This is a genomic window from Telluria sp. PB2R4, assembly GCF_059685695.1.
This window is the reverse complement of sequence record NZ_JCASIC010000001.1, coordinates 502,553-525,149: the sequence shown is the minus strand read 5'-3', so window position 1 is coordinate 525,149 and position 22,597 is coordinate 502,553. Positions and strand designations below refer to the sequence as shown.

The following is a 22,597-nucleotide window of genomic DNA, read 5'->3' as shown; positions in this document are numbered from 1 at the left end:
TTTCGCCCATAGTTGTCCAGTATCGTTCCGATCCGGACGCTTCATGGACCATCCGACATGCGAACCTTCCTGCGCAGCCTGATCCTGGCCGTCGTCCTGCTTGCCGCCTGGGGCCTGCTCGAGCCCTGGCTGCGCCATGCCGTTTACGCGATGCGCCTGGCCGCGATGCCGGCGCCCAGTGTGCTGGCCATGCCGGTGAGCGGCGTACGCCCCAAGGCCCTGCGCGACACCTGGCATGCGAGCCGCAGCGAAGGCCGCAAGCACGAGGGCATCGACATCTTCGCCAGGCGCGGAACGGCGGTGCGCGCCGCCACCGAAGGCATCGTGCTGCGAGTCGGAAGCAACCGCCTTGGCGGCCAGGTGGTGTGGGTGCTGGGGCCGGGCGGGCAACGCCATTACTATGCCCATCTCGACGGCTTTGCGGACGTGGCCCCGGGGATGCGGGTCGATGCGGGCCGGGTGCTGGGCTATGTCGGGAATACGGGAAACGCAAAGACCACGCCGCCGCACCTGCACTACGGCGTGTACGGCGCGGGCGGGCCGGTCAATCCTTACCCGCTGCTGACCGCTAGATGATTTCTTCGTCGCCGGAAGCCGGCGGCGGGGGCGGCGGCGGTATATCCGGCACCTGGGCTGGCGGGGGCGCGGTCTGGAGCGGCGGCTGGAACGGCCGGGTCGGCTCGACCGGATCCTGCTCGACCGGCTCGCCCTCATCCTCGATCGGGGCCGGGTCGGGCACTTCTCCCTCCTCCGGCATGGCGTCTTCGATCTCGAGTTCGCCCGGTCCCTCTTCGATGTATTCGGGTTCTTCTTCCCGGCGCGGCGGCGGCGCCATGCGGCCACCCGGCAGCAGCGCGTTCGGGTCGAGCTTGCCGCTGTCGAGTGCGCCGCGCATGAAGTCGCCCACCAGCAGCAAGGCATTGTGGCCACCCTGCCCCCAGTAGCTGCTGCGCATCGCCACGCGGTTGTCGTTGAAGCCCACCCAGGCGCCGGCCACCAGGTTCGGATGCATCAGGATGAACCAGCCGTCGGTGTTGTTCTGGGTCGTGCCGGTCTTGCCGGCCAGGTCGCCGTTGACGCCGAAGCGGTAGCGCACGCCGCCGCCGGTGCCGCGGTTGACCACGCCGCGCAGCATGTCGATGAGCGTCAGGGCGGCGTCCTGCGACAGCGCCCGTTGCGGCGCCTCGGGGGCGAAATCGGCGACCGTCCTGCCTTCGCGGTCGGTGATGCGGCGCACGAACACCGGCTTGCGGTAGTCGCCCTGCGCGGCGATCGTGCTGTAGGTGCTGACCATCTCGAGCAGGGTCACCGGGCTGGTGCCCAATGCCAGCGAAGGCACCGACTCCAGCTTGCTCTGGCGGATGCCCATGCCCTGGGCCAGGCGCACGATCGGGCTCAGGCCGACCTGCTGCATCACCTGCGCGGTAATGGTGTTCTTGGAAAACACCAGGCCGTCGCGCATGGTCATCGTGGCGCCGCTGTTGCCCGACATGTCGGTCGGGCGCCAGACCGTGCCGCCGACGCGGATGTCCTGCACTACGTCGCGGTAGGTCTGGTCCGGCGATATCCCGCTTTCGAGCGCGGCGGCGTAGACGATCGGCTTGAAGGTGGAGCCGGGCTGGCGCGCGGCCTGGGCCACGTGGTCGAACTGGTCGCGCTCGAAGCTGCGGCTGCCGACCCAGGCGCGCACCTCGCCGGTATGCGGGTCCATCGCCACGAAGCCTGCCTCCAGGCGCGACTTGGCGCTCTTGAGCTCACGCATGAAGGCACGGTCGCCCTTGAAGCGCTTGAGCGCGGCGGCCGGGGCTTCGCCATCTTCGACGGCGCGACGGTACTCGGCACTTTCGCGCACGAAGGCGTCGAGCTGGCGCGGATGCGAGCTCCAGTAGTAGGCGAAAGGATCGACGTCGCCGCGCATCGACGTATACATGCCGGTCGAGGTCGAGCGCGGCATGCTTGACCACGCCCATTCGACGTCGGCGACCGCCTGCAAGGTGTTGGCCTGGCGTTCGACGGCGCGCAGGGCGGCTTCCTGCAGTTGCATGTCCAGCGTGGTATGGACCACCAGGCCGTCGAGCTGCAGGTCGTAGTCGTTCTGCTCGGCCCAGTCGAGCAGCCATTTGCGCACGTGGGTGGTGAAATGGTTGTCCTTGCCGCTGCGGTCGTTCAGGCGTGCGAAGCGCACCCGCAAGGGACGCTTGGCGAGCGCGCGGTAGCGCTCTTCGCTGAAGGCCCCGTGCTTGGCCATCTGCGACAGCACCACGTTGCGGCGCGCCTTGGAGCGCTCCGGGTTGGCCACCGGATTGTAGTAATGCGTGCCCTTGAGCATGCCGACCAGGGTGGCCGCTTCCAGCACCTCCAGTCTGGCGGCCGATTTGCCGAAATAGGTGCGCGCCGCCATTTCGATGCCGTAGGCGTTGTACAGGAAGGGCACCGTGTTCAGGTAGGCCTCGAGGATCTCGGTCTTGCTGTAGGTATTCTCGATCTTGATCGCGGTGATCAGTTCCTTCATCTTGCGGTTCAGGCTGCGCGCCCGCCCGATCTCGTCGGGGAACATATTGCGCGCCAGCTGCTGGGTGATGGTCGAGCCACCCTGGGCATCGCCCTTCAGGGTGGCGACCAGGGCGCCGGCGACGCGCCGGAAATCCACACCATGGTGGTCGTAGAAGCGGTGGTCCTCGGTCGAGATCAGCGCCTTGATCACGTGCGGCGAGATCTGCGAGAGTTTGACCCGCTCCTGCAGGCCTTTTTCAAACGTACCGAGCTCCTTGCCGTCGGCGGACAGGATGATGCTCGGGCGCGCGGTGCTGGCCTGGCGCAGGTCGTCGATGCCGGGCGTGAGCGGAATCAGGAGCACCAGGTACAGGAAGAAGGCGGTCAGGCCGGCGGCCAGGGCCCACAGGCCGATGAGCAGGGCCTGCTCGGTGCGTGGGCGGTCGCGCAGGCGTGACCTGGCCATCGAATACCCGGCCCGGGCGCGTCCCCGTGCGCCTTCGTACAGGCGCTTGCCGTGCTGGCCGAGCGCGGCGCGGCGCGAGTTGCCCTGGGCGTCACCGGGGGTGTTACTACTGGCCCCGTCGCGGGGTTTGGTGTGTTCGTCCTGATCCACTATATGCGTCCTTGCTGCGAAAGCCTTGCTGCGAATGCCGGTGAAGCGTGCGGTGCCGCGCGCCTTGCGTTTGCAATGAGTATAGCTGACCGGCGCACAAGGCCGGGTTCGCATCAAGCGCCGGGCCCGTCCTGGGCCGGCACTCAGGCGTGCTCGGGACTGGGCTCCACCCTGCCCTTGCGCAGCAACACCTCGACCGTCTGAACCGGTTCGGGACGGCTGTAGATATGGCCCTGCACCTCGTCGCAGCCGCGACCGCGCAGGTAGTCGAGCTGTTCGAGGGTTTCGACGCCTTCGGCGATCACCTGCATGCGCAGGCCGTGCGCCAGCGAGATGATCGCATCGACCATCGCGGCGCCATCCGGGCTGACCATGTCGCGCACGAACGAACGGTCGATCTTGAGTACGTCGACCGGGAAGCGCTTCAGGTAGGCCAGGCTGGAATAGCCGGTTCCGAAATCGTCGATGGACAGTTTGACGCCCATCGCCTTCAGGCAGCGCATGGTGTCGATCGCCGCTTCGACATCGGCCATCATCATGCTCTCGGTGAGTTCGATCTCGAGCGAGTCGGCGGGCAGGCCGGTCTCGTCGAGGACCTCGCGCACCATCTGCGCCAGGTCGGGCTCGGAGAACTGGCGCGCCGACAGGTTGACGGCGATGCGCAGCGGCCCCAGCCCGGAGCGCTGCCAGTCGTGGTTCTGGCGGCACGCCGCGCGCAGCACCCAGGCGCCGATCGGCACGATCAGGCCGGTCTCCTCGGCCAGCGCGATGAAGCGTTCCGGGCGCACCGTGCCGAACAGCGGGTGGCGCCAGCGGATCAGGGCCTCGGTGCCCACCACCCGCCCGCTGCCGAGGTCTACCTGGGGTTGGAAGTAGAGCTCGAACTGGTCGTCGCGCAGCGCGCCGCGCAGCGCACTCTCCAGGGCCAGGCGGTCGACGGCGTGCGCATTCATGTGCGGCGCGTAGAACTGCACCGCGTTGCGCCCGGTCTGCTTGGCGCGGTACATGGCGACCTCGGCGTGCTTGACCAGGGTTTCAGGGTCTTGCCCGTCGGTCGGATAGCCGGCCACTCCGGCGCTCGAACCGAACACCAGTGTGTGGCCCTCGACCTTGAGCGGCTCAGCCACCGCATCGCGCACCGCCTGCACCTGGGCCGCGGCCTGGCGCTCGTCGGTGCAGCCGGTGAGTACCAGCATGAAGTCGTCGCCGCCGGTGCGCGCGGCAGTGTCGGCCTGGCGGATGGCGCCCGCGATCCGCGCCGCGATGGCGCGCAGCGCTTCGTCGCCCAGGCGGCGCCCGAGGGTGTCGTTGACCAGCTTGAAGTGGTCGATGTCGAAGGCGACCGCCCACACCGGCATCCCGTTGGCGGTGGCGATGGCGCGCTCGATGCGGTCGGCCAGCAGCGCGCGGTTGGCCAGGCCGGTGAGGGTGTCGTAGCGCGCCCGGTGCGCCAGCTCGGCCTCGTAGCGCTTGGCGACCGTGACGTCGTAGGTGGTGACCACGAAGTGCTCGGTGGCGCCGTTCGCGTCCTTGACCGGTGCGATGTACACCTCGCTGACCAGCTCGCGCCCGTCGCGCGCTGCCTGGCGCACCAGCGCGTGGCCCTTGCGGCACTCGTAGAGCGCCTGGCGCAGCTCTTCCAGCCCCGGCGCGTCGCTGTCGGCGCGCGCCAGGGTGGCCAGCGGCTTGCCGTTGAGTTCGCCCGGCCCGTAGCCGAGCGTGCGTTCGCAGGCCGGGTTGGCGTATTCGATGGGGTAGCCGTGGCGGGTTGCGCTGATCAGGAGGATCGGGTTGGCGGCGGCCTGGATGGCGCGCTGATGCAGGCGCAGTGCGCCAGCGGTCAGGGCCAGGTCGGCGGTGCGGCGCTCCACCAGCGACTCGATGCGCCGCGTGCGCGCGCTGCGCTGCTGGACCAGGGCGGCGGCGGCCAGGCTCAGGACGAAGCCGTAACCCAGGATCGACAGCGACCCCGCCTGGCCGTCGAGCCGGCGCGCCAGGCGCACCGCGGTGAGGTCCCATTGCGAACCGGCCACGTCGAAGCTGTGGGTGAGCCGTGCCGGGCCGCCGCCGAGCCAGCGCTCCCATGCAGCCTGGGGTTCCGGTGCGCCGGGATGACTGAACACGGCCACACGCTCGCCATCGAAGCTGCGGCCGTGGAGCGTGAATGCATAGTCGGTCTCGGTCAGGAGGTGGGCGGCATGCAGGCTGCCGCCGACCAGTAGCCCGGCGTCGATCACCACGACCGTGTTGCCGAGCGCGGCCGCGCGCCGTGCCGGTACGCTCGCGAGGTTGGCGCCGGCACGGTAGACCGTCATCGCCACCACCATCCCGCGCAGCGCGCCGTCGCCCTGGACCAGGCGCAACACCGGACTGCCGGTCGGCTGGCCCGTGTCGATGGCCCGCTGAATATACGAGCGCAGGTCTGGCCGTGACCAGACGTCGAGGCCGATCACGGCCGCATTGCCGGCGCCCGGCACGACATAGTCGTTGACGAGATAGCGCGCTCGCGGGCCCGCCGCGACCAACCGGCCGGCAGGGTCGCGCTCGCGGATGACAAAACCGGGCCAGAATCCGCGACGCTCGGCCTCGAAGGCCGGACGCTCGGCCGCGCTGACGAAGCGCTGATACTCGAGCGCCTGGACGTAGCCGTCGCTGGCTGTCAGCGGCAGGGCAAACGCCTCGAAGGACGCGCGCGAGACCTCGCCGCCGCTGGCCGTGAACAGCAGGTTCAGCGCGCGCAGGTCGTGCACGGCGTTGGCGAACGCGCGCGTGACCGCCGCCGTGCGCATGGCGGCGCGCTGCTCGAAATCGGCGCGCGCACTGTCGGCTTCAAGCTCGCGCGCCACGCCAAACAGGATCGACGTCAACGCGATGCCGGCCAGCAGGGTTGCCACGGCGGCGCGCGAGACGGTGCGCCGACGTCGAAGCGGAGGGGCGAGCAGCCGATGCATGCCGCGGGGGTTCATGCGGCCTATCCTAGCAAAAGCCGGTGCACTCCGCGCCACGTTTCGCACGCGCAAAGGCCCGGCCTGCCTGTCCCGCAGGTAACAACAGACGCGAATTTCCGCTATGATCGCGCCATGCCAGAGAATCCTGCCACCCACTCCGAGAACGAGCAGCCGCTGCGCGTGCTGAGACAGTTCCGTATCGTTTTCAACGCAGTCAAGACCCATTTCCGCCAGGTCGAGCGCGAAGCCGGCCTGGGCGGCGCCCAGTTGTGGGCGCTGTCGGTCATCGAGCGCCATCCCGGCATCGGCGCCACCGGGCTGGCGCGCGAACTCGACATTCACCAGTCGACCGCCAGCAACCTGGTGCGTGTGCTGGTCGATCGCGGCTTCGTGACTGCCAGCCGCGAAGGCGCGGACCGGCGCAACGTCGCGCTGCAGGTCCAGCCCGCCGGGCGCGATATCCTGAAACGGGCCCCGATGCCCTTCGCCGGGGTGCTGCCCGACGCGCTGGCCAGCCTCGATCCGGCCACCCTGCTGCAGCTGGAACAGAACCTCGACCGCCTGATTGCCCAGCTGGACGTGGACGAGGAAGCCGGGCGCCAGCCGCTGGCCCAGCTCTGACGGGGGCGCGCCCGCTCAGCCTTTGCCGGTGCGGGCGAGGATGTCGCCCAACTGTTCCAGATCGACAGGCTTGGTGAGGTGATGGTCGAAGCCGCTTGCGAGCGACTGCTGCCGGTCGCCTTCCTGCCCATAGCCCGAGACGGCCACCAGCAGCGCGCCCGCGCTGTCCGGCTGTGCGCGCAAACGCTGCGCCAGGGCATGCCCATCCATGTCGGGCAGTCCGATATCGAGCAGGAACACCTGCGTTCGCCCGTCCCGCGCCCGCGCCAATGCGCTGGCCGCGTCGTGTTCGACCACGACCTCGTGGCCGATCGTCTCGAGCAGCATGCAGAGCGTTGTCGCGGCGTCGACATTATCGTCGACCACCATGATGCGCAAACCCTGGCGCCCCTCGTGCTCGAACGCTGCCGGATGGCGCGGGGCCGTCCCCTCAGGGTGCTCGGGGGCAAGCGGCAGGCGCAGGGTGAAGCTGCTGCCCTGCCCCAACCCGGCGCTGGCGCACTGCGCCGTCCCGCCGTGCAGCTCGACCAGGCTCTTGACCAGCGCCAGTCCCAGGCCCAGGCCACCGGTTGCGCGGTCTGAACTGCGCGCGGCCTGGATGAACAGTTCGAACGCATGTTCCACGGTTTCCGGCGCCATGCCGATGCCGTCGTCGTGCACGCCGATGACGACCTGCGCCCCGCGTACCTCGGTGTGCAAGCGGATATTCCCGCTCTCGGGCGTGAATTTGGCCGCATTGTTGAGCAGGTTGGCCACCGCCTGCACCAGGCGCTTCTTGTCTCCCGACACGGTCATGCGCTCCGGCGCCAGCTGGATGTCGAGACGGTGGTGCCGCGACTGGACCAGGGGCGCCACCTGTTCCACCGCGTCGGCCAGCACCTGCCTGATGTCGAGCGGATGCATGTCGAGCTGCACCAGGCCTCGGGTAACGCGCGAGACGTCCAGCAGGTCGTCGATCAGGGCGGTCATGTGCGCCGCCTGGCGCGCGATGATCGTGCTGGCATGCCGCCGGCGTGCCATATCCAGGCTGTCCAGCTGCAGCAGCTGGGCGGCCGAGCAGATCGGTGCGAGGGGGTTGCGCAGCTCGTGCGCCAGCATCGCCAGGAATTCGTCCTTGCGGCGGTCGGCGTCCCTGAGCTGCTGTTCCGCCAGCTTGCGCTCGGTGATGTCGCTGGCCGAACCGATCCACTCCTCGATCTCGCCCGCTGGGTCCAGCAGCGGCACCGCCCGCGAATAGGTCCAGCCATGGCTGCGGTCGGCGCGCAGGACGCGGTGCTCGAGCGCGAAGGTGGTCTTGTTGCGGATTGCCTCGTCGATGGCCTGGCGCGCGAGCGCCTGGTCTTCAGTGGGGACGTAATCCTCGATGTGGTATTCGCCTAGGGAATCCGTGTCTTTCAAGAAGCCCCGGCCATCCAGTTCGTGCATGTGCGACCAGTCCGGCGTCATCCGGTAGATCACGTCGGAGGTGGCTCCGGTCAGCGCCCGGTAGCGCCGCTCGCTTTCGCGCACGGCGATTTCGGACGCGATCCTGGCGGTGACGTCCACGGCGTGGTGGATGATATGCGTCAGGCGAGCCTCGGCGTCGAACACGGGCGTGTTGATGGGACTCCAGTAGCGCCGCTCGAAGCGGCCATGCTCCGGGCCCGCGATCGGGATGTCGTAGCGCAGCAAGCCGACATTGTCGACCTTGCCCGTGCGCCGCACCCGGTCCAGCGAGGCGCCCAGGATGTTCACCCCGTCGACCTCCCGGTCGTCCGGATTATCCGGAAACACGTCGAAGATGTAGCCGCCCACCAGCTCGTCGCGGGTGCGCTGGGTCGCCAGCAGGTAAGCGTCGTTGACTTCCACGATGAAGAAATCGGGATCGAGGATCAGGTAAGCACTTGCCGTGGCGGCAAAAATGGCGTGGAAGTCGGGCACCGTGGACGGGATGGGAGAATGCATGGGTCGGTCGGCTGATTGGAAGGGCGGTGTCAAGGCACGATGCCCGGCATCGCGCTACACCCGTGAATCCCGCAGTGTACGGCCTTGCCTGGCATGCAACAAGCTGATTCGTCCCTTGCCGGATGCTCAGCGCTCGAACATCTCGCTCGCGACCCGCGCCAGGTCGTTCATGCCGCCCCCGAGGGCCAGGTGGCGGCGCAGCAGGCCGGCCTGCCCGCCTTCCTTCATCAGCCCTTCGATCACCACGCAGGCTTCGCCGAATCCGGGATCGGTCGAGCGCCGGGCCAGGCGCTCCAGGTCGGCGCGGATGACCTCGGCCACCGGCGTTGCCACCCCGGTTTCCGGATCGATCCAGCTGCCGTCGACGCCGTCGCGGGCGGCATTGAAGCGGTTCCAAGTGTACAGCTCGCGGCTGCCGTTGGACGGCCAGGCGCCCGGCTGGCTGGCGAACTCCAGGCACAGCTCGCGCGCATAGCAGGCCAGCGCCGCCGCATATTCGGGCCGCAGTGGTGTGTCCAGCACGCGCAGCTCGATGGTGCCGTATTCCGGCTTGGGGCGCACGTCCCAATAAAAATCCTTGATGCTGTTGACGATGCCGAAACCGGCCAGGCGGTCGAAATAATCGCGGAAATCCTGCCAGCTGCGGAACTCGTGCGGCTGGATCCCGCTCATCGGGAAGGCGCCGACCACGTTGCTGCGCGAGCTGCAGAAACCGGACACCTCGCCTTGCCAGCAGATCGAATTGCTCGACAGCGCGATGAACAGCGGCGCGCGCTGGGTCAGCCAGGCGCACAGGCGGATCGCCTCGTCCGCGCTGCCGGCGCCGATGTGCACGTGCATGCCGAACACGGTGAACAGCTTGGCCAGGTAGCCGTACTTGCGCTCGGACTCGAAATAGCGCTCCTTCGGATAGATGCGTTGCTCGCTCCAGCGCTGGAACGGATGGGCGCCGCCGCCCGAGACCGAGGCGCCGACCTCGAAGGCGGCGCGCTGCACCGTGCTGCGGATGTGTTCCAGCTGTTCCCTGGCTTCGCCGAAGGACTGCAGGATCGAGGTCGCCACCTCCAGCATCGAGGTCGTGATCTCGGGTGTGTGCACCCAGGGTTTGTCGTGCTTGTCGAGGATGCGCAGGATGTCGGGCGCGGCCGGGAACAGGTCATAGGTGAGCCGGTCGAGCACCATCAGCTCCAGCTCGATGCCCATGGTGCCCAGGGTGGACGGCTTGAAGTCGGGCAGGAAGGCCGGGCCCTTGCCGGAGGCGGCCAGGGCCTGCGCCTCGTCCTTGTCGATTGGTGCGCTCATTCGCGGCCTCCGTCAGGGTTCACTCGTTGATAGGTTTCGCCGGCCATGCGCAGGCCGAGCCAGGTCAGGCCCGGCGCCAGCAGCACGTTCAGGGCCAGCAGCGCGCCCATCAGCGCGGTGGACTCCGGGTCCAGCCCGGTATACGCGTTGAGGGTGGTATCGACCACCAGGCCGCCATAGCTGACCAGCGAGCACATCGACAGCGCCATCGCATGCTTCTTGGTGCGGTCCCAGGCGCTGGCCGGCATCAGGGCCAGGCGGGTGGCGCCGATGCGCACCGCGAACACGGCCAGCGCGCCAAACAGCGCCCAGCCCTGCGCCAGCTGCTGCAGGTCCACCAGCGCGGCCGACATCAGGAACAGCAGCACATAGCCGATGTCCTGGGCGGTCTGGAGCTGGGCCTGGAACACGTTGTCGCGCCGTTCGGCATTCCGCAGCAGCAATCCCATCAACAGCAGGGACAGCAGCGAGCTCGCCGCCGAGATCGAGCACAGGCCCAGGTCGATCAGCAGCGCGCCCAGAAGCATGCCGGGACGCATGGTCGCCGGCACCTTGCACAGGCGGGTCGCCGCGGCATACAGGCCATAGGACAGCAGCGCGATCGCCGCGCCCAGCACCAGCTTGCCGCCCTGGCGCAGCAGTTCGTCGCCAAAGCTGCCGCTGGCGTCGACGCCGTGGCTGCGGGTCCAGGCCATGGTCACCGCCAGCACCAGCAGCGCCACCAGGCTGCTCAGCCCGACCATATTGGCGGTGGCGAAGGTGCTGGTGCCGCTCGCGTTCTCGTCGGCCACCATGGAGTTGACGATCACCGGGTTCACCGCGATCAAAATCGAGGCGATGAAGATGGCGGCGCCCCACGGCAGGCCGAGCAGGCCCAGCGTGAGCGCCACCGCCACCAGGCGCGCCAGGGTCGCGAGCAACAGGCTGCCGCCCTGGCGGCCGCTGCGCAGCAACCAGGCCAGGTCCATCTTGCGGCCGACCTCGAACAGCACCAGCGCCGAGGCGGCGTTGAGCAGTTCCTGGAACTGGGCCAGCAGCGGACGGTCGATCAGGTTGCCGCCGCTGGCGCCCAGCAGCAGGCCGGCGATCACCGCGCCGTACAGCTTGGGCACCTTGAAGCGCTGGAGCAGCATGCCCAGCACCAGTGCCAGCATCAGGCCGGCGCCCAGTACTGCCAGCGGCGACAGCAGCCACAGGGGCGTGGAAAGATCCTCATTCATGGCGCGCCTCCCAGGCATGGGCGAGCCTGCTCAGCTCGCGTTCGGTGAGGACGGCGCGGGCCTTGGCCGCCTCCTGCAGCGCGGCGGGACTGCCCCCGGCGACATCGCTGGACAGGCGGGCACGCACGATGCCGCCGTCACCGCGCATCGGCATCCACAACTGACCGGTGACCGTGGCGCCCTCTTTCCACACCGCGAGGAACTTGGCGCCGGTGCGGTCGCCGGAAATGGCCGGCTCGATCAGGCTGAAGTTGCGCAACCACTCGGCGGCCGGGAAGCGGCGCGCCAGCAGCACCTGCATTGCGCTGCGCTGCTCCAGCCGCGCGTCGTCGCGCGAGTACGGCAGGTGCATCTGCGCCTGGCCGAGGCTGGTCGTGCGCAGGTCGAGGCAGGCGCCTTCGCTGACCCAGCGCCAGGTATCGCCAGCCAGCATGCGCGGCTTGCCGTTGGTGGCGTCGAGCCAGGCGGTCATCAGCGGCGTGCGGCCTGGCGCCGGATTGGCGGCGTCCACGGCGCGCAGCGCCGCTGCGATATTCTTCCAGTGGCCAGCCTGCCAGTTGCGGGTCGGGATGCGCGCGGACGGCCGCCAGCGCCACAGTACCACCGACCACTGCCCGCCTTCCTGGCGCCACACCATGCCGGCCTGCACGGTGTCGCCGGTCTGGACCAGCAGCGACTGGCCGCTCCAGGCCGCGCTCCACGGACGGAGCACGGCGCGCACGCCGGTCCCCAGGCGATGCCAGGCGATGGCGGGCGCCGGCATGCAGGTGTTGGGATTGGCGGGGACGTCCTGCCAGTACAGCATCTCGAGGTGCTGGCTCCACGCGCAGTGGCGCAGCGTGGGCGTGCCCATGGCGGCCAGGCTCGGGTCGACCGCCGCCGTGCAGGCGCCGGCGTGAGAACCGCTCAGGCGACTGAACTCGGCCACGGCCGGCGGCGCGGTCCTGCGCTCGGCAGCTTGCGCCCGGGGTGCGTGCAACATGCCAAGGGCGAGCAGGCCGGCGAGGACAGGCGCCATGGCGTAGCCGGGCAAGAACGGCATGTCGATGCGGGGAATGACGATCCGGGGCATGGCGGTCGTCGGAGAATAGTGTGCGTTCAAGGTTCCTCCGGTGGGTCGCGCGGGCGAAGCCGGAGCTTCGGCCTGGCGGTGGGCCGGCAGGCGCAAGCATCACATGGACCGCGCCAGCCGCGGCAGGCTGGGCCGCGGCACCGAAAAAATTCCCCCGGCACGATGCGGGGGAGTCCCCCGGCCCCAGCCGGGGGACGAAAAGAAACGGACTCAACCGCCTCATCGCTGATCGGGTGCCCTGCCGTTGCTGGTTGGCACCACCCGGTTATGATGGACTAAAAGTATTGCGAAGGCAACCGAATTTGTGCAAATGTATTTATCCCGGGCCGCGCGGGCGCCCGATTACTCCTGGCGCATGTGGAGCAGCGGATAGGGTCGGCCGGCGTCGTCCTGCGGCGAACGCCCCGTCGCCGCGAATCCCGCATGGCGGTAGAAGCCGACTGCCTGCATGTTCTGCTCGTTTACGTCCACCGTCAAGGGGCCGGCGAGGGTTTGCGCGTGCGTCAGCAGCCTGCTGCCGATGCCTTGCCCGCGGCTGGCCGGATCGATGAACAGCGCGTCGACATGGGACCCGCTCAGGCCCAGGAAACCGCGCGCCCTGCCCGCTTCGTCGAGCGCCACCCAGACCCGCGTGGCGGGCAGATAGTGCTCGGCCACCAGGGTGTCGATCGCGCGGAAGTCGGACTCCGACAGGAAGTCATGGGTGGCGCGTACGCTGGCGCGCCAGATCTCTGCCAGCGCGGCGGTATCGGATTCGGTCGATAGGCGGATGTGAGTCATGGCGACGCGTTCTTGTCTAAAACGTAATTGTGCCTCAAGGCTTGATCCAATGGTTAAAATCGGGGCATGGTGCTACCAATGGGGAAAGCACTGGGGCAGGTTCTCGGTAAGCTGGGCGGCTGACGCAAAAACTTCGTGCGTTTTGTCACAGAATGCTGGTTGCGCCCGTCTAACAGGGTATGAGTGCGCATGGTGCGCTCTCAATTACCATGAGAGGTCAACATGTCCCACACTGCCCGTCTTCCATTCTTCTCCCTCGCGCCGGCATCACTGCATGCGATGATCAACCTGTCCAAGTCGGTGAGCCAGGGCGCGATCGGCGAGCGACTGTTCGAGCTGGTCAACCTGCGGGTGTCGCAAGTGAACGGCTGCGGCGTGTGCGTCGACATGCACTGGCGCTTCCTGCTCAAGCAGGGAGCGGATCCGCGTCACCTGAATGCCATTGCCGGCTGGCGCGAGGCGCCGTTCTTCAGTGCACGCGAGCGCGCCGCCCTCGGCTGGGCGGATGCGCTCAACGCGCTGCCGCAGCACGACACGACCGATGCCGCTTACCGCGAACTGTCCGAACACTTCAATCAGACCGAGATTGCGGAACTCAGCTACGGCGTCGCCGCCATTCGCGGCTGGAACATACTGAACATCTCGCTGCGCAACCAGATCCCGGAGCAGCCTGCGCCAGGCTTCTGAACCGGACACCCGGACGAAGCAGCGCCATCATGACCGACCGGACCCATGCTCGAACGGAAGCTTTATTCAATTCTCTGCGTCCAAGGCTGTTTTCGATCGCCTATCGCATGCTGGGTATCCGCGCGGATGCCGAGGATATCGTGCAAGACGCGTGGCTGCGCTGGCATGGGACGCCAAGGGAACAGATCGTGTCCCCGGAGGCGTGGCTGGTCACGGTGACGACGCGGCTGGCAATCGACCGCCTGCGCACGGCCAAGGTCGACCGCGAAGCCTATATCGGCTGGTGGTTGCCGGAACCCCTGGTGGAGCTTGACGAGCATACCCCGGAGAGCGCGCTTGAACTGGCCAATGACGTGTCGGTTGCCATGATGTGGCTCCTGGAACGCCTGTCGCCCGAAGAGCGTGCGGCATTCCTGATGCGCCAGGTATTCGATGCCGATTACGCCGAGATTGCCGAGGTGGTCGACAAGTCCGAACCAGCCTGCCGCCAGCTCGTGCACCGGGCATTGGCGCGGGTTCGGCAGGAACGTCCGCGTTTCGACGTACCGAAGGACAAGCACCGGGAAGTACTGGGCAAGTTCATGCAGGCGGCAAGCCAGGGCAGGCTTGCCGACATGCGCGTGCTGATGTCCGACGATGTGCAACTGGTCGCCGACGGCGGCGGCAAGGTCAGCTCCTTCATGCGTATCCTGGAAGGCGCGGGCCGGGTTGCCGGTGTGTTCTGGGCGCTGGAGCACAAGCATCCGGAGCAAGTGAGCTACAGGCATGCCCTTGTCAATGGCGAACCCGGCTTGCTGCGCTACGTGCAGGGAAAACTCGAATCGGTGCAGTCCTTCATCGTCGACAACGAACGTATCGTCGCGGTCTTTGTCATGCGCAACCCGGACAAGCTGGCGTCGGTACCACAAGTGCCGTGATGCCGCTAGTCGAACAAACCGGCACCGTCCCAGCGCGGCGCGCCGCAGCTGGAACGTGCCGGCACTGCCTTCCCTGTCAAGCCGCGTGCTGCCAGCAAGCGCGGGATCGCGCGGCAGTAGCTCGACTGGATCCCCGCCAGGCGGGCCAGGTCGCCGTACTCGAGCACCATCCCTGGCGGCGTCGCAGCGAGTACCTGCACGACGCGGTCGCGCCAGTCTTCCGCCATCGCGGGCATCCGCCGCTCGAGGACCTCGACCGGATCGCCGCTGCCGATCACGCCGCCCGCCACGACCCGGGCCAGCACGCCGCGGCGCCGGCCTAGCGTGCGCGCCAGTCCGGGCCGGTGGATTTCGAGGTCGCCGCAGGCTTCGCACTGGAAGCTGAGGCGGAATACTGCGTCGCGCCCGATGCGCAGTAGCGTGCCCGATTCCAGGCTGGCGGTATCGATGTCGAGCAGCAGGTTTTCTCGCAGGGCGAACGGGGGCAGCGCGAGTGTGTCGTAGGCGGACACGCCGGCCAGCAACACCTGGCGCGGCGACCGGGCGTCGCAATGGCGGTCACCCTCCAGCCCAAGCCCGGCAAGGGCGGTGACGGCGTCGACCCGCGCCGGCGTCGGCGTACGCGCTGCGCGCAACGCCAGGGCGAGCACCTTGCCGATCATCGGCCTAGCGTCGCGCCGGCGCCGGCGCGCCTGCCGCGGGCATCGAACGCAGGTAGCCCACCAACTCGCGCAGCTGGCGCTCGCTCATCAATCCCCAGTAGCGCATGCGGTTCCCGGGGACCACGGCGTCGGGGTCGCGCAGGAATGCGGCCAGGCGCTTCTCGTCCCACACGAAGCCGGCCCGCTTCATGGCCGGCGAATAGGCGAAATCAGGCACCGAACCGGCGCGGCGGCCGACGATGCCATTCAGTTGCGGGCCGAAATTGCTGCGCGCCCCCGGCCCGACCTGGTGGCAGTTGGCGCAGCGCTTGAACGCGGCGCGCCCCGCCGCCATCGGATCGGCGGCCTGCGCGCCGTGCGCAGCGAAACAAAGAACCAGGCCAAGGGTCACGAAGCGCATGTCCCCCCCTCCTATTTCACCCGCTGCTTTTCCAGCTTGCGGGCCAGGGTGCGCCGGTGCAGCCCGAGGCGGCGCGCCGCTTCCGAGATATTGAAGTCGGTCTCGGCCAGCACCGCGTGGATGCGCTCCCATTCGAGCGTCTTGATCGAGGTGGAGCGGTTGGTGACCTCGACCTCGGTGTTGCCGGCCACGTGCCCGAAGGCGGCTTCGATGTCGTCGGTGTTGGACGGCTTGGCCAGGTACTGGACGGCGCCCAGCTTGATCGCTTCCACGGCAGTGGCGATGCTGGCGAACCCGGTCAGCACCACGATCAGCATGTCCGGGTCGTGCTCGTGCAGCAGTTGCACGCAGGCCAGCCCGGAGCTGTTTCCCTTGAGCTTGAGGTCTACCACGGCGTAGCGCGGCGAATGCGCGCCCAGCAGCGCGCCGGCGTCCTCCTGGCTGGAGGCGACCAGCACGCGGTAGCCGCGCCGTTCGAAGGAGCGGCTCAGGGTGCGGGCGAAGGCTTCGTCGTCTTCAATGATGAGCAACAGGCGCTCGGTGCTCTCGGCGATGTGATCGGTCAACTGCCTTCCTTTTCCAGTTCGATGCTCGACAGCGGGAGCGTGAGCGTTACCTGGGCCCCGCCCTCCTGCCGGTTGACCGCCGTCACCGAGCCGCCCAGCTTGCGCACCACGTTCACGGCCAGGAACAGCCCCAGGCCATGACCCGGCTGCGTCTTGGTGGACTGGTAGGGCTTGCCGATCTGGCCCAGCATGCCCGGCGCGAAGCCCGGACCGCGGTCGGTCACGGAAACATGGAGTGTTTCGTCCTCGATCCACGCATCCAGCCCGACCCAGTCCGGCGAGGCCTCGAGCGCGTTGTCGAGCAGGTTGTCGATGGTCTGCTTCAGCGCCGAGTCGGACGCGACCGGGCGGTCTTCCAGGATGCGGTCATTGTACTGGAAGCCTGGCGCCTGCCGGCTGGTACGCCAGCCCGTCACCACGCCGTCGAGGAAGCTGCGCACGGTGGTGCGCACCGCCGATTCGCCGCGCGCCTCGCCGGCCGACAGAAGGATGCCGCTGACGATCGTCTTGCAGCGCTGGAGCTGGGTCTGCATCTCCGCGATCTCTTCCAGCAAGCCGGGATCGTTGCGGAACTGCGGCATGCGCTTCCAGTCGCCCAGGATCACCGAGACCGTGGCCAGCGGCGTGCCCAGCTCGTGCGCGGCGCCCGAGGCGAGCAGGCCCATACGCACGATGTGTTCTTCCTCCACCGCATGCTGGCGCAAGCGCGCCAGCTGGGCGGCCTTGTCGCGCAGGGTGTCGGAGATGCGCGAGATGAACATCACCAGCAGCGCGGCATTCAGCGCAAAGCAGACCAGCAGGCCCTGGATGTACAGGCTGGAGATGCCGCGCGCATGGTCGAAGGGCAGCGCCAGCGGCTGCGCATACATGGCCAGGCCGGCCATGCAGGCGATGGTGATCAGGACGATGGTCCAGGTCCACATCACCTCCAGCAGCACCGCCGACAGGATCACCTGCAGCAGGTAGAGGAAAGCGAAGGGGTTGGTGATGCCGCCGGAGAGATAGAGGAGCACGGTCAGGCTGGCCACGTCCACCAGCAGGGCCATGAACATCTCGCCGTTCGACACCGGCCGCCGCTCGTGCCAGCGCAGGTGACTGGCGACGTTGAAGGCGATCAGGCAGGCCAGCACCTGCAGCATGTGCACCAGCGGCAGATCGATGCCGAAGATCAGGATGGCCGCGGCGATGGTCGTCACCTGGCCGATCACGGCGATCCAGCGCAGCTCGATCAGCTGCAGCATGTTCTTGTGGCCGGCGGCGAATTCGACGTTGGCCGCGGCCGCCTGGGGCGAGCTGCGGCCCGCCTTGGCGAAGAAATCGAGGGGGTTCTGGATCATGCCGTCCCTGGGTTGTCAGTCGTCGCGCATTTTACTGCCATGACGGCCGACCCACCACCATGCACCTAGCACCATCAGGGCCAGCGCATACCAGGTAAGGGCATAGACGAGGTGATTGTTGACGAAGGAGACGACGGTCAGGCCGCCCACCGCCCGCTCGGGCGCCCCGGCCGGATCCCGCCCCTTGCCGGCGTCCACGAAGAACGGTGCGACCGCAGGAGCATCATTCGGCGCATCCCCAGCCAGGCCGCGTGCAGCCGCAAGGGCCTGCACGTCGCGCGAGTACCAGCGGTTGTTCGCCGGGTCGTTCTCGCGCAGGAAGCCGCCGCCCGGTTCGCTGATGCGCAGCAGGCCGGTGATCTCGACCCGCTCCCCCGCGGCGGCGCAGGGATTGGCGCCGGCGCGACGGGAGGGATAGGTGCCGGGCTTGTTGTCGGCGGCCGGAATGAAGCCGCGGTTGATGAAGACAATGCTGCCCTCGGTGGTGCAGAGAGGCGTGAGCAGCCAGAAACCGGCACCCAGTTCGGACAGCGCCTGGACGGGGGTGGTGAAGTCGTAGAGGTAGTGCCCGGCAAGGCGTACGTGCCGGTATTCGTCGGATTCCCTGGACACCTGCGCCCAGCGCGCCGCGGGAGGCGCCGCCGCCGGGGCGGCGTTGACACGCGCATCGACGCGCGCGATCAGGTCGAGCTTCCACTGCAGGCGAAGCATCTGCCAGGTGCCGAGCCCGAGAAAAAGCGCGACCAGCAGCAGGGCCGCCGCCACCAGCATCCGCCGCGCGAATGCGCTGCGCGGCGGATGTGGGGCCGGTCCCGCTGGCTGGTCGCGCCGATTCTCCATGTTGACTACCGGATTACTGCTTACTGCGTGTCGTGCATGCCGTGGGTGGTGTCGCTTGCCCCACCCATGGCCGGCATCATGTTGGCGTTCATGTGCGCCATGACCCAGATCGAGCCGGCCAGCACGATGACCAGCAGGACCGCGGTCAGGATCAGCGCCATCATGTTCCAGCCGCCTTCCGACTTCGAGTTCATGTGCAGGAAGTAGATCATCTGCACGACGAACTGGACGGCCGCGAAGCCCATGATCACGTACTTGGTCGTCTCGGACGGCAGCACGTTGCCCATGACGAGCCAGAACGGGATCGCGGTCAGGACCAGCGACAGCGCGAAGCCGATCGCGTAATCCTTCATCGAATAATGCGTAACGAAGCTGGTGTGACCGTCGTGGTCGTGCTCGTGGTGGTGGATGTGGTCGCTCATGGCAGCACTCCCATCAGGTAGACAAAGGTGAACACGCCGATCCAGACGACGTCCAGGAAGTGCCAGAACAGCGACAGGCACTGCAGGCGGCGGAAGTTCTCGGTGTTGATCCCGTGCTTGGCCAGCTGCACCATCAGGGTCACCAGCCAGATCGAGCCGAACAGCACGTGCAGGCCGTGGGTGCCGACCAGCGCGAAGAACGCGGTCAGGAAGCCGCTGCGCTGCGGACCCGCACCCAGGTGGATCAGGTGGTAGAACTCATAGAGCTCCAGCGACAGGAAGGCCACGCCCAGCAGGCCGGTGATGCCCATCCAGAGCAGGGTCGCGCCCAGCTTCTTGGCCTGGGCGGAGATCATCGCGACGCCGAAGGTGATCGACGATAGCAGCAGGAAGCCCGTGTTAATGGCGATCAGCGTCAGGTCGAACAGCTCGGCGCCGGTCGGACCGCCGGCGTAGTTACGGCCCAGCACCGCATAGGTCGCGAACAGGGACGCGAAGATGAGGCAATCGCTCATCAGGTAGATCCAGAAGCCCAGCAGCGTGCCGTGCTCCGGATGGTGCTCGCGCACCATGTAGCGCGCGGTCACCTCGTCGGCGGTCAGGCCGCCGTTCATGGTGGATTTAATGTCAGACATAGCTCTTCAGCAGACGGGTGTGCGATTCTTCGGTGCGGGCGACTTCTTCCGCAGGGATGTAGAAATCGCGCTTGTAGTTAAACGTGTGGATGATGATCGCGGCCATCAGGACGACGAAGGACACGCCGACCAGCAGCCACATGTGCCAGATGATCGCGAAACCGAGCACGGCCGACAATACCGAGATGCCAAAGCCGGCCCAGGTGTTCTTGGGCATGTGGATCGGCACGAAGTCCTTCAGCGGACGCTGGTAGCCGTTCTTCTTCATGTCGGCGAAGGTGTCGTTGTCGTGCACCACCGGAGTGAACGCGAAGTTGTAGTCCGGCGGCGGCGACGAGGTCGACCACTCCAGGGTGCGGCCATCCCACGGATCGCCGGTGACGTCGCGCAGCTTGGCACGGTCTTTCCAGGTGAAGAAGCATTGCAGCAGCAGCGCGCCGATACCGCCGGCGATCATCAGGGTGCCAGCCAGCGAGATCTGGAACAGCCACTGGACCGAGGCATCCTCGAAATGGCTCACGCGGCGGGTGTAGCCCATGAAGCCCAGGATGTACGGCGGAGTGAAGGCGACCCAGAAACCGATCGACCACAGCCAGAACGACACATGGCCCCAGAACTGGTTGAGCTTCACGCCGAACATCTTCGGCGCCCAGTAGTTGAAGCCGGCGAACAGGCCGAACACGACGCCGCCGATGATCACGTTGTGGAAGTGGGCGATCAGGAACAGCGAGTTGTGCAGCACGAAGTCGGCCGCCGGGATCGCCAGCATCACGCCGGTCATGCCGCCGATGACGAAGGTCAGCATGAACGACACGGTCCACATCATCGGCAGTTCGAAGCGGATGCGGCCGCGGTACATCGTGAACAGCCAGTTGAAGATCTTCGCGCCGGTCGGGATCGAGATGATCATCGTGGTGATGCCGAAGAACGAGTTGACGCTCGCGCCGCTGCCCATGGTGAAGAAGTGGTGCAGCCAGACCAGGTAGGACAGGACCATGATGACGCAGGTCGCATAGACCATCGAGGTATAGCCGAACAGGCGCTTGCCGCAGAAGGTCGAGACGACTTCCGAGAAGATGCCGAAGGCCGGCAGGATCAGGATGTACACCTCCGGGTGGCCCCAGATCCAGATCAGGTTCACGTACATCATCGCGTTGCCGCCACGGTCGTTCGTGAAGAAGGCGGTGTCGAACAGGCGGTCCATGCCCAGCATGGCCAGCACGGCGGTCAGGATCGGGAAGGTGATCACGATCAGGATGTTGGTGCACAGCGAGGTCCAGACGAACACCGGCATCTTCATCAGGCCCATGCCCGGCGCGCGCATCTTGACGATGGTGACGATCAGGTTCACGCCGGACAGCAGCGTACCGACGCCGGCGATCTGCAGCGACCAGATGTAATAGTCGACGCCGACCCCGGGACTGGCGAGAATGCCCGACAGCGGCGGATAGGCCAGCCAGCCGGTACGCGCGAATTCACCCACGAACAGCGAGGCCATGACCAGCACCGCGCCCATCGTGGTCATCCAGAACGAGAAGTTGTTCAGGAACGGGAAGGCAACGTCGCGCGCGCCGATCTGCAGCGGCACCACGTAGTTCATCAGGCCCGTCACCAGCGGCATCGCCACGAAGAAGATCATGATCACGCCGTGGGCGGTGAAGATCTGGTCGTAGTGGTCCGGCGGCAGGAAGCCGTGGTTGGAGCCGAATGCGAATGCCTGCTGGGCGCGCATCATCAGCGCGTCGGCAAAGCCGCGCAGCAGCATGATGACCCCGAGGATCATGTACATGATGCCGATTTTCTTGTGGTCGATACTGGTGATCCAGTTGGTCCACAGGTTGCCCCACTGGCGGAAGTAGGTGATCAGGGCCACCAGGGCCCCGCCACCGACGATCACGCCGGCGAAGGTCGCGAGCAGGATCGGATCGTGGAACGGAATCGCGTCCCAGCTGAGCCGACCGAAGAGTAGCTTCGTCAGGTCGAGAGAGTCTTGCATGGTTACTTCTTCACAGAATTGTTAGAGGTACGGCTGAGCTGCGTGCCGGGCGCCGGACCACCGGCTTCCGGCGTCACGCACATCTCCGCCTCCGCCAGCTGGGCGACACTGCCCTGCTGCGACAGGCGCTTGGCTGCGGCGGCGACCTGGTTGCGCTTGTGATCCTGGGCCATCTGCTCGTTCATGCAGACGTTGCCCTCGGCCACGCAGCGGTTCAGGATGCGGTTGAACAGCGCGGTTTCCACCTGGCCGTAGTAGCGTACCGGCTCGCGCACGGACGGCTTTTCGAGGCTCAGGTAGTCGGCACGGTTCAGTACGCCCGGATTGGTCTTCATCTTCTGGACCCAGGCGTCGAAGTCGCCCGCGCTCACGCCCTTGTAGGCAAAGCCCATGTGCGAGAAACCTTCGCCGCTGAAGTTGGCGGACAAACCCTTGTAGTCGCCGGTCTTGTTCAGCACCGCGTTCAGGGTCGTCTCCATGCCAGGCATGGCGTAGATCATGCCGGCCAGCGTCGGGATATAGAAGGTGTTCATCACGGTCGACGACGTGATCTTGAAACGGATCGGGGTGTCGATCGGCGTCACCAGCTCATTGACCGAGGCGATGCCCTGCTCCGGATAGATGAACAGCCACTTCCAGTCGAGCGCGACGACCTGCACTTCGAGCGGCTTGGTGGAGGCCGGGATCGGGCGGTGTTCATCGATGCGGTCGAGCGGACGGTACGGGTCCAGCTTGTGGGTCGAGACCCAGGTGATCAGGCCGAGCACAATGATGATCAGGAGCGGAGCGCCCCAGATCACGAGCTCGAGCTTGGTCGAGTGGTCCCAGTCCGGCTCGTATTTCGCATTGGCGTTCTTGCGGTAACGCCAGGCGAACAGGACCGTCAGGATCATCACCGGGACGATGATGATCAACATCAGCAGGACCGAGATCGTGATCAGATCCGCCTGCTGCTTTGCAATATCGCCGGTGGGATTCATCACGACTGTGTTGCAGCCAGACAGCAGTGCAAGCAGAAGTAATGGGAGTCCGCGGCGGACAATTTTAGGAATCATGCTAGGTATCTAACGTTACATGGGAATAAGAACATGCTACTGTAACGCCAACGGCCTACGGCAACCATTGGACACTTTGTCCCA

Annotated in this window: 20 protein-coding genes; 4 read left to right on the top strand and 16 right to left on the bottom strand. The window is 67.0% G+C overall.

Annotated elements, in window-relative coordinates; all coding sequences use genetic code 11:
* Positions 1 to 57: 57 nt before the first annotated feature.
* Positions 58 to 576 (top strand): M23 family metallopeptidase, encoded by a 519-nt coding sequence (locus AC56LU_RS02165; protein ID WP_497173949.1) that lies wholly within the window; start codon positions 58 to 60, stop codon positions 574 to 576.
* Here the strand turns inward: AC56LU_RS02165 and AC56LU_RS02160 are convergent.
* Positions 569 to 3,109: a penicillin-binding protein 1A gene (locus AC56LU_RS02160; protein ID WP_497173948.1), complete on the bottom strand. Its 2,541-nt coding sequence runs from the start codon at positions 3,107 to 3,109 to the stop codon at positions 569 to 571. The genes AC56LU_RS02165 and AC56LU_RS02160 overlap by 8 nt on opposite strands.
* A 143-nt stretch (positions 3,110 to 3,252) precedes the next feature.
* Entirely contained in the window at positions 3,253 to 6,075 is a 2,823-nt protein-coding gene (locus AC56LU_RS02155) for a bifunctional diguanylate cyclase/phosphodiesterase (RefSeq protein WP_497173947.1), read from the bottom strand.
* Positions 6,076 to 6,189: 114 nt separating this feature from the next.
* Between AC56LU_RS02155 and AC56LU_RS02150 the strand changes: the two genes are divergently transcribed.
* Positions 6,190 to 6,678, top strand: a complete 489-nt coding sequence (locus AC56LU_RS02150; RefSeq protein ID WP_497173946.1) for a MarR family winged helix-turn-helix transcriptional regulator — start codon at positions 6,190 to 6,192, stop codon at positions 6,676 to 6,678.
* Positions 6,679 to 6,693: 15 nt separating this feature from the next.
* Here the strand turns inward: AC56LU_RS02150 and AC56LU_RS02145 are convergent, their stop codons facing one another.
* From AC56LU_RS02145 to AC56LU_RS02125, 5 genes are all read right to left on the bottom strand, one after another.
* A complete protein-coding gene (locus AC56LU_RS02145) occupies positions 6,694 to 8,622 on the bottom strand; it encodes a PAS domain-containing hybrid sensor histidine kinase/response regulator (protein ID WP_497173945.1) in 1,929 nt (642 codons plus the stop codon).
* Between the two features lie 126 nt (positions 8,623 to 8,748).
* Positions 8,749 to 9,924 (bottom strand): YbdK family carboxylate-amine ligase, encoded by a 1,176-nt coding sequence (locus AC56LU_RS02140; protein WP_497173944.1) that lies wholly within the window; start codon positions 9,922 to 9,924, stop codon positions 8,749 to 8,751.
* Entirely contained in the window at positions 9,921 to 11,144 is a 1,224-nt protein-coding gene (locus tag AC56LU_RS02135; RefSeq protein WP_497173943.1) for a cation:proton antiporter domain-containing protein, read from the bottom strand. Before AC56LU_RS02135 ends, AC56LU_RS02140 begins: the two co-directional genes overlap by 4 nt.
* On the bottom strand, positions 11,137 to 12,246 hold the full coding sequence (locus AC56LU_RS02130; RefSeq protein ID WP_497173942.1) for a hypothetical protein: 1,110 nt from the start codon (positions 12,244 to 12,246) through the stop codon (positions 11,137 to 11,139). Before AC56LU_RS02130 ends, AC56LU_RS02135 begins: the two co-directional genes overlap by 8 nt.
* A gap of 312 nt (positions 12,247 to 12,558) precedes the next feature.
* Positions 12,559 to 12,996 carry an acetyltransferase gene (locus AC56LU_RS02125; RefSeq protein ID WP_497173941.1) on the bottom strand — a complete coding sequence of 146 codons (438 nt, stop codon included), beginning with the start codon at positions 12,994 to 12,996 and terminating at the stop codon, positions 12,559 to 12,561.
* A 222-nt stretch (positions 12,997 to 13,218) separates the two neighbouring features.
* Here AC56LU_RS02125 and AC56LU_RS02120 point away from each other — a divergent pair, with 222 nt between their 5' ends.
* Positions 13,219 to 13,683, top strand: a complete 465-nt coding sequence (locus AC56LU_RS02120) for a carboxymuconolactone decarboxylase family protein (RefSeq protein WP_497173940.1) — start codon at positions 13,219 to 13,221, stop codon at positions 13,681 to 13,683.
* 29 nt (positions 13,684 to 13,712) lie between these two features.
* Entirely contained in the window at positions 13,713 to 14,600 is an 888-nt protein-coding gene (locus AC56LU_RS02115; RefSeq protein ID WP_497173939.1) for an RNA polymerase sigma-70 factor, read from the top strand.
* Positions 14,601 to 14,605: 5 nt separating this feature from the next.
* On the opposite strand, the gene AC56LU_RS02110 is transcribed toward AC56LU_RS02115, so the two are convergent.
* From AC56LU_RS02110 to cyoA, 9 genes are read right to left on the bottom strand one after another with little or no spacing between them, the layout of a single operon-like run.
* Complete coding sequence (locus AC56LU_RS02110; protein ID WP_497173938.1) at positions 14,606 to 15,262, bottom strand: MOSC domain-containing protein; 657 nt, start codon at positions 15,260 to 15,262, stop codon at positions 14,606 to 14,608.
* A 4-nt stretch (positions 15,263 to 15,266) separates the two neighbouring features.
* Positions 15,267 to 15,662: a c-type cytochrome gene (locus tag AC56LU_RS02105; protein WP_497173937.1), complete on the bottom strand. Its 396-nt coding sequence runs from the start codon at positions 15,660 to 15,662 to the stop codon at positions 15,267 to 15,269.
* 11 nt (positions 15,663 to 15,673) lie between these two features.
* Entirely contained in the window at positions 15,674 to 16,228 is a 555-nt protein-coding gene (locus AC56LU_RS02100) for a response regulator transcription factor (RefSeq protein ID WP_497173936.1), read from the bottom strand.
* Positions 16,225 to 17,565 carry an ATP-binding protein gene (locus AC56LU_RS02095; protein WP_497173935.1) on the bottom strand — a complete coding sequence of 447 codons (1,341 nt, stop codon included), beginning with the start codon at positions 17,563 to 17,565 and terminating at the stop codon, positions 16,225 to 16,227. The genes AC56LU_RS02100 and AC56LU_RS02095 overlap by 4 nt, the downstream gene beginning before the upstream one ends.
* A 15-nt stretch (positions 17,566 to 17,580) precedes the next feature.
* Positions 17,581 to 18,405: an SURF1 family protein gene (locus AC56LU_RS02090; protein ID WP_497173934.1), complete on the bottom strand. Its 825-nt coding sequence runs from the start codon at positions 18,403 to 18,405 to the stop codon at positions 17,581 to 17,583.
* A 20-nt stretch (positions 18,406 to 18,425) separates the two neighbouring features.
* Complete coding sequence (gene cyoD, locus AC56LU_RS02085) at positions 18,426 to 18,827, bottom strand: cytochrome o ubiquinol oxidase subunit IV (protein WP_497173933.1); 402 nt, start codon at positions 18,825 to 18,827, stop codon at positions 18,426 to 18,428.
* Positions 18,824 to 19,462 carry a cytochrome o ubiquinol oxidase subunit III gene (cyoC, locus tag AC56LU_RS02080; protein WP_497173932.1) on the bottom strand — a complete coding sequence of 213 codons (639 nt, stop codon included), beginning with the start codon at positions 19,460 to 19,462 and terminating at the stop codon, positions 18,824 to 18,826. Before cyoC ends, cyoD begins: the two co-directional genes overlap by 4 nt.
* The gene (gene cyoB / locus AC56LU_RS02075; RefSeq protein ID WP_497173931.1) at positions 19,455 to 21,458 is read right to left on the bottom strand and encodes a cytochrome o ubiquinol oxidase subunit I; all 2,004 of its coding nucleotides are present in this window, start codon (positions 21,456 to 21,458) and stop codon (positions 19,455 to 19,457) included. The genes cyoC and cyoB overlap by 8 nt, the downstream gene beginning before the upstream one ends.
* 2 nt (positions 21,459 to 21,460) lie before the next feature.
* Positions 21,461 to 22,513, bottom strand: coding sequence for a ubiquinol oxidase subunit II (gene cyoA / locus AC56LU_RS02070; RefSeq protein WP_497173930.1), 1,053 nt, complete (start codon positions 22,511 to 22,513; stop codon positions 21,461 to 21,463).
* Positions 22,514 to 22,597: the final 84 nt, after the last annotated feature.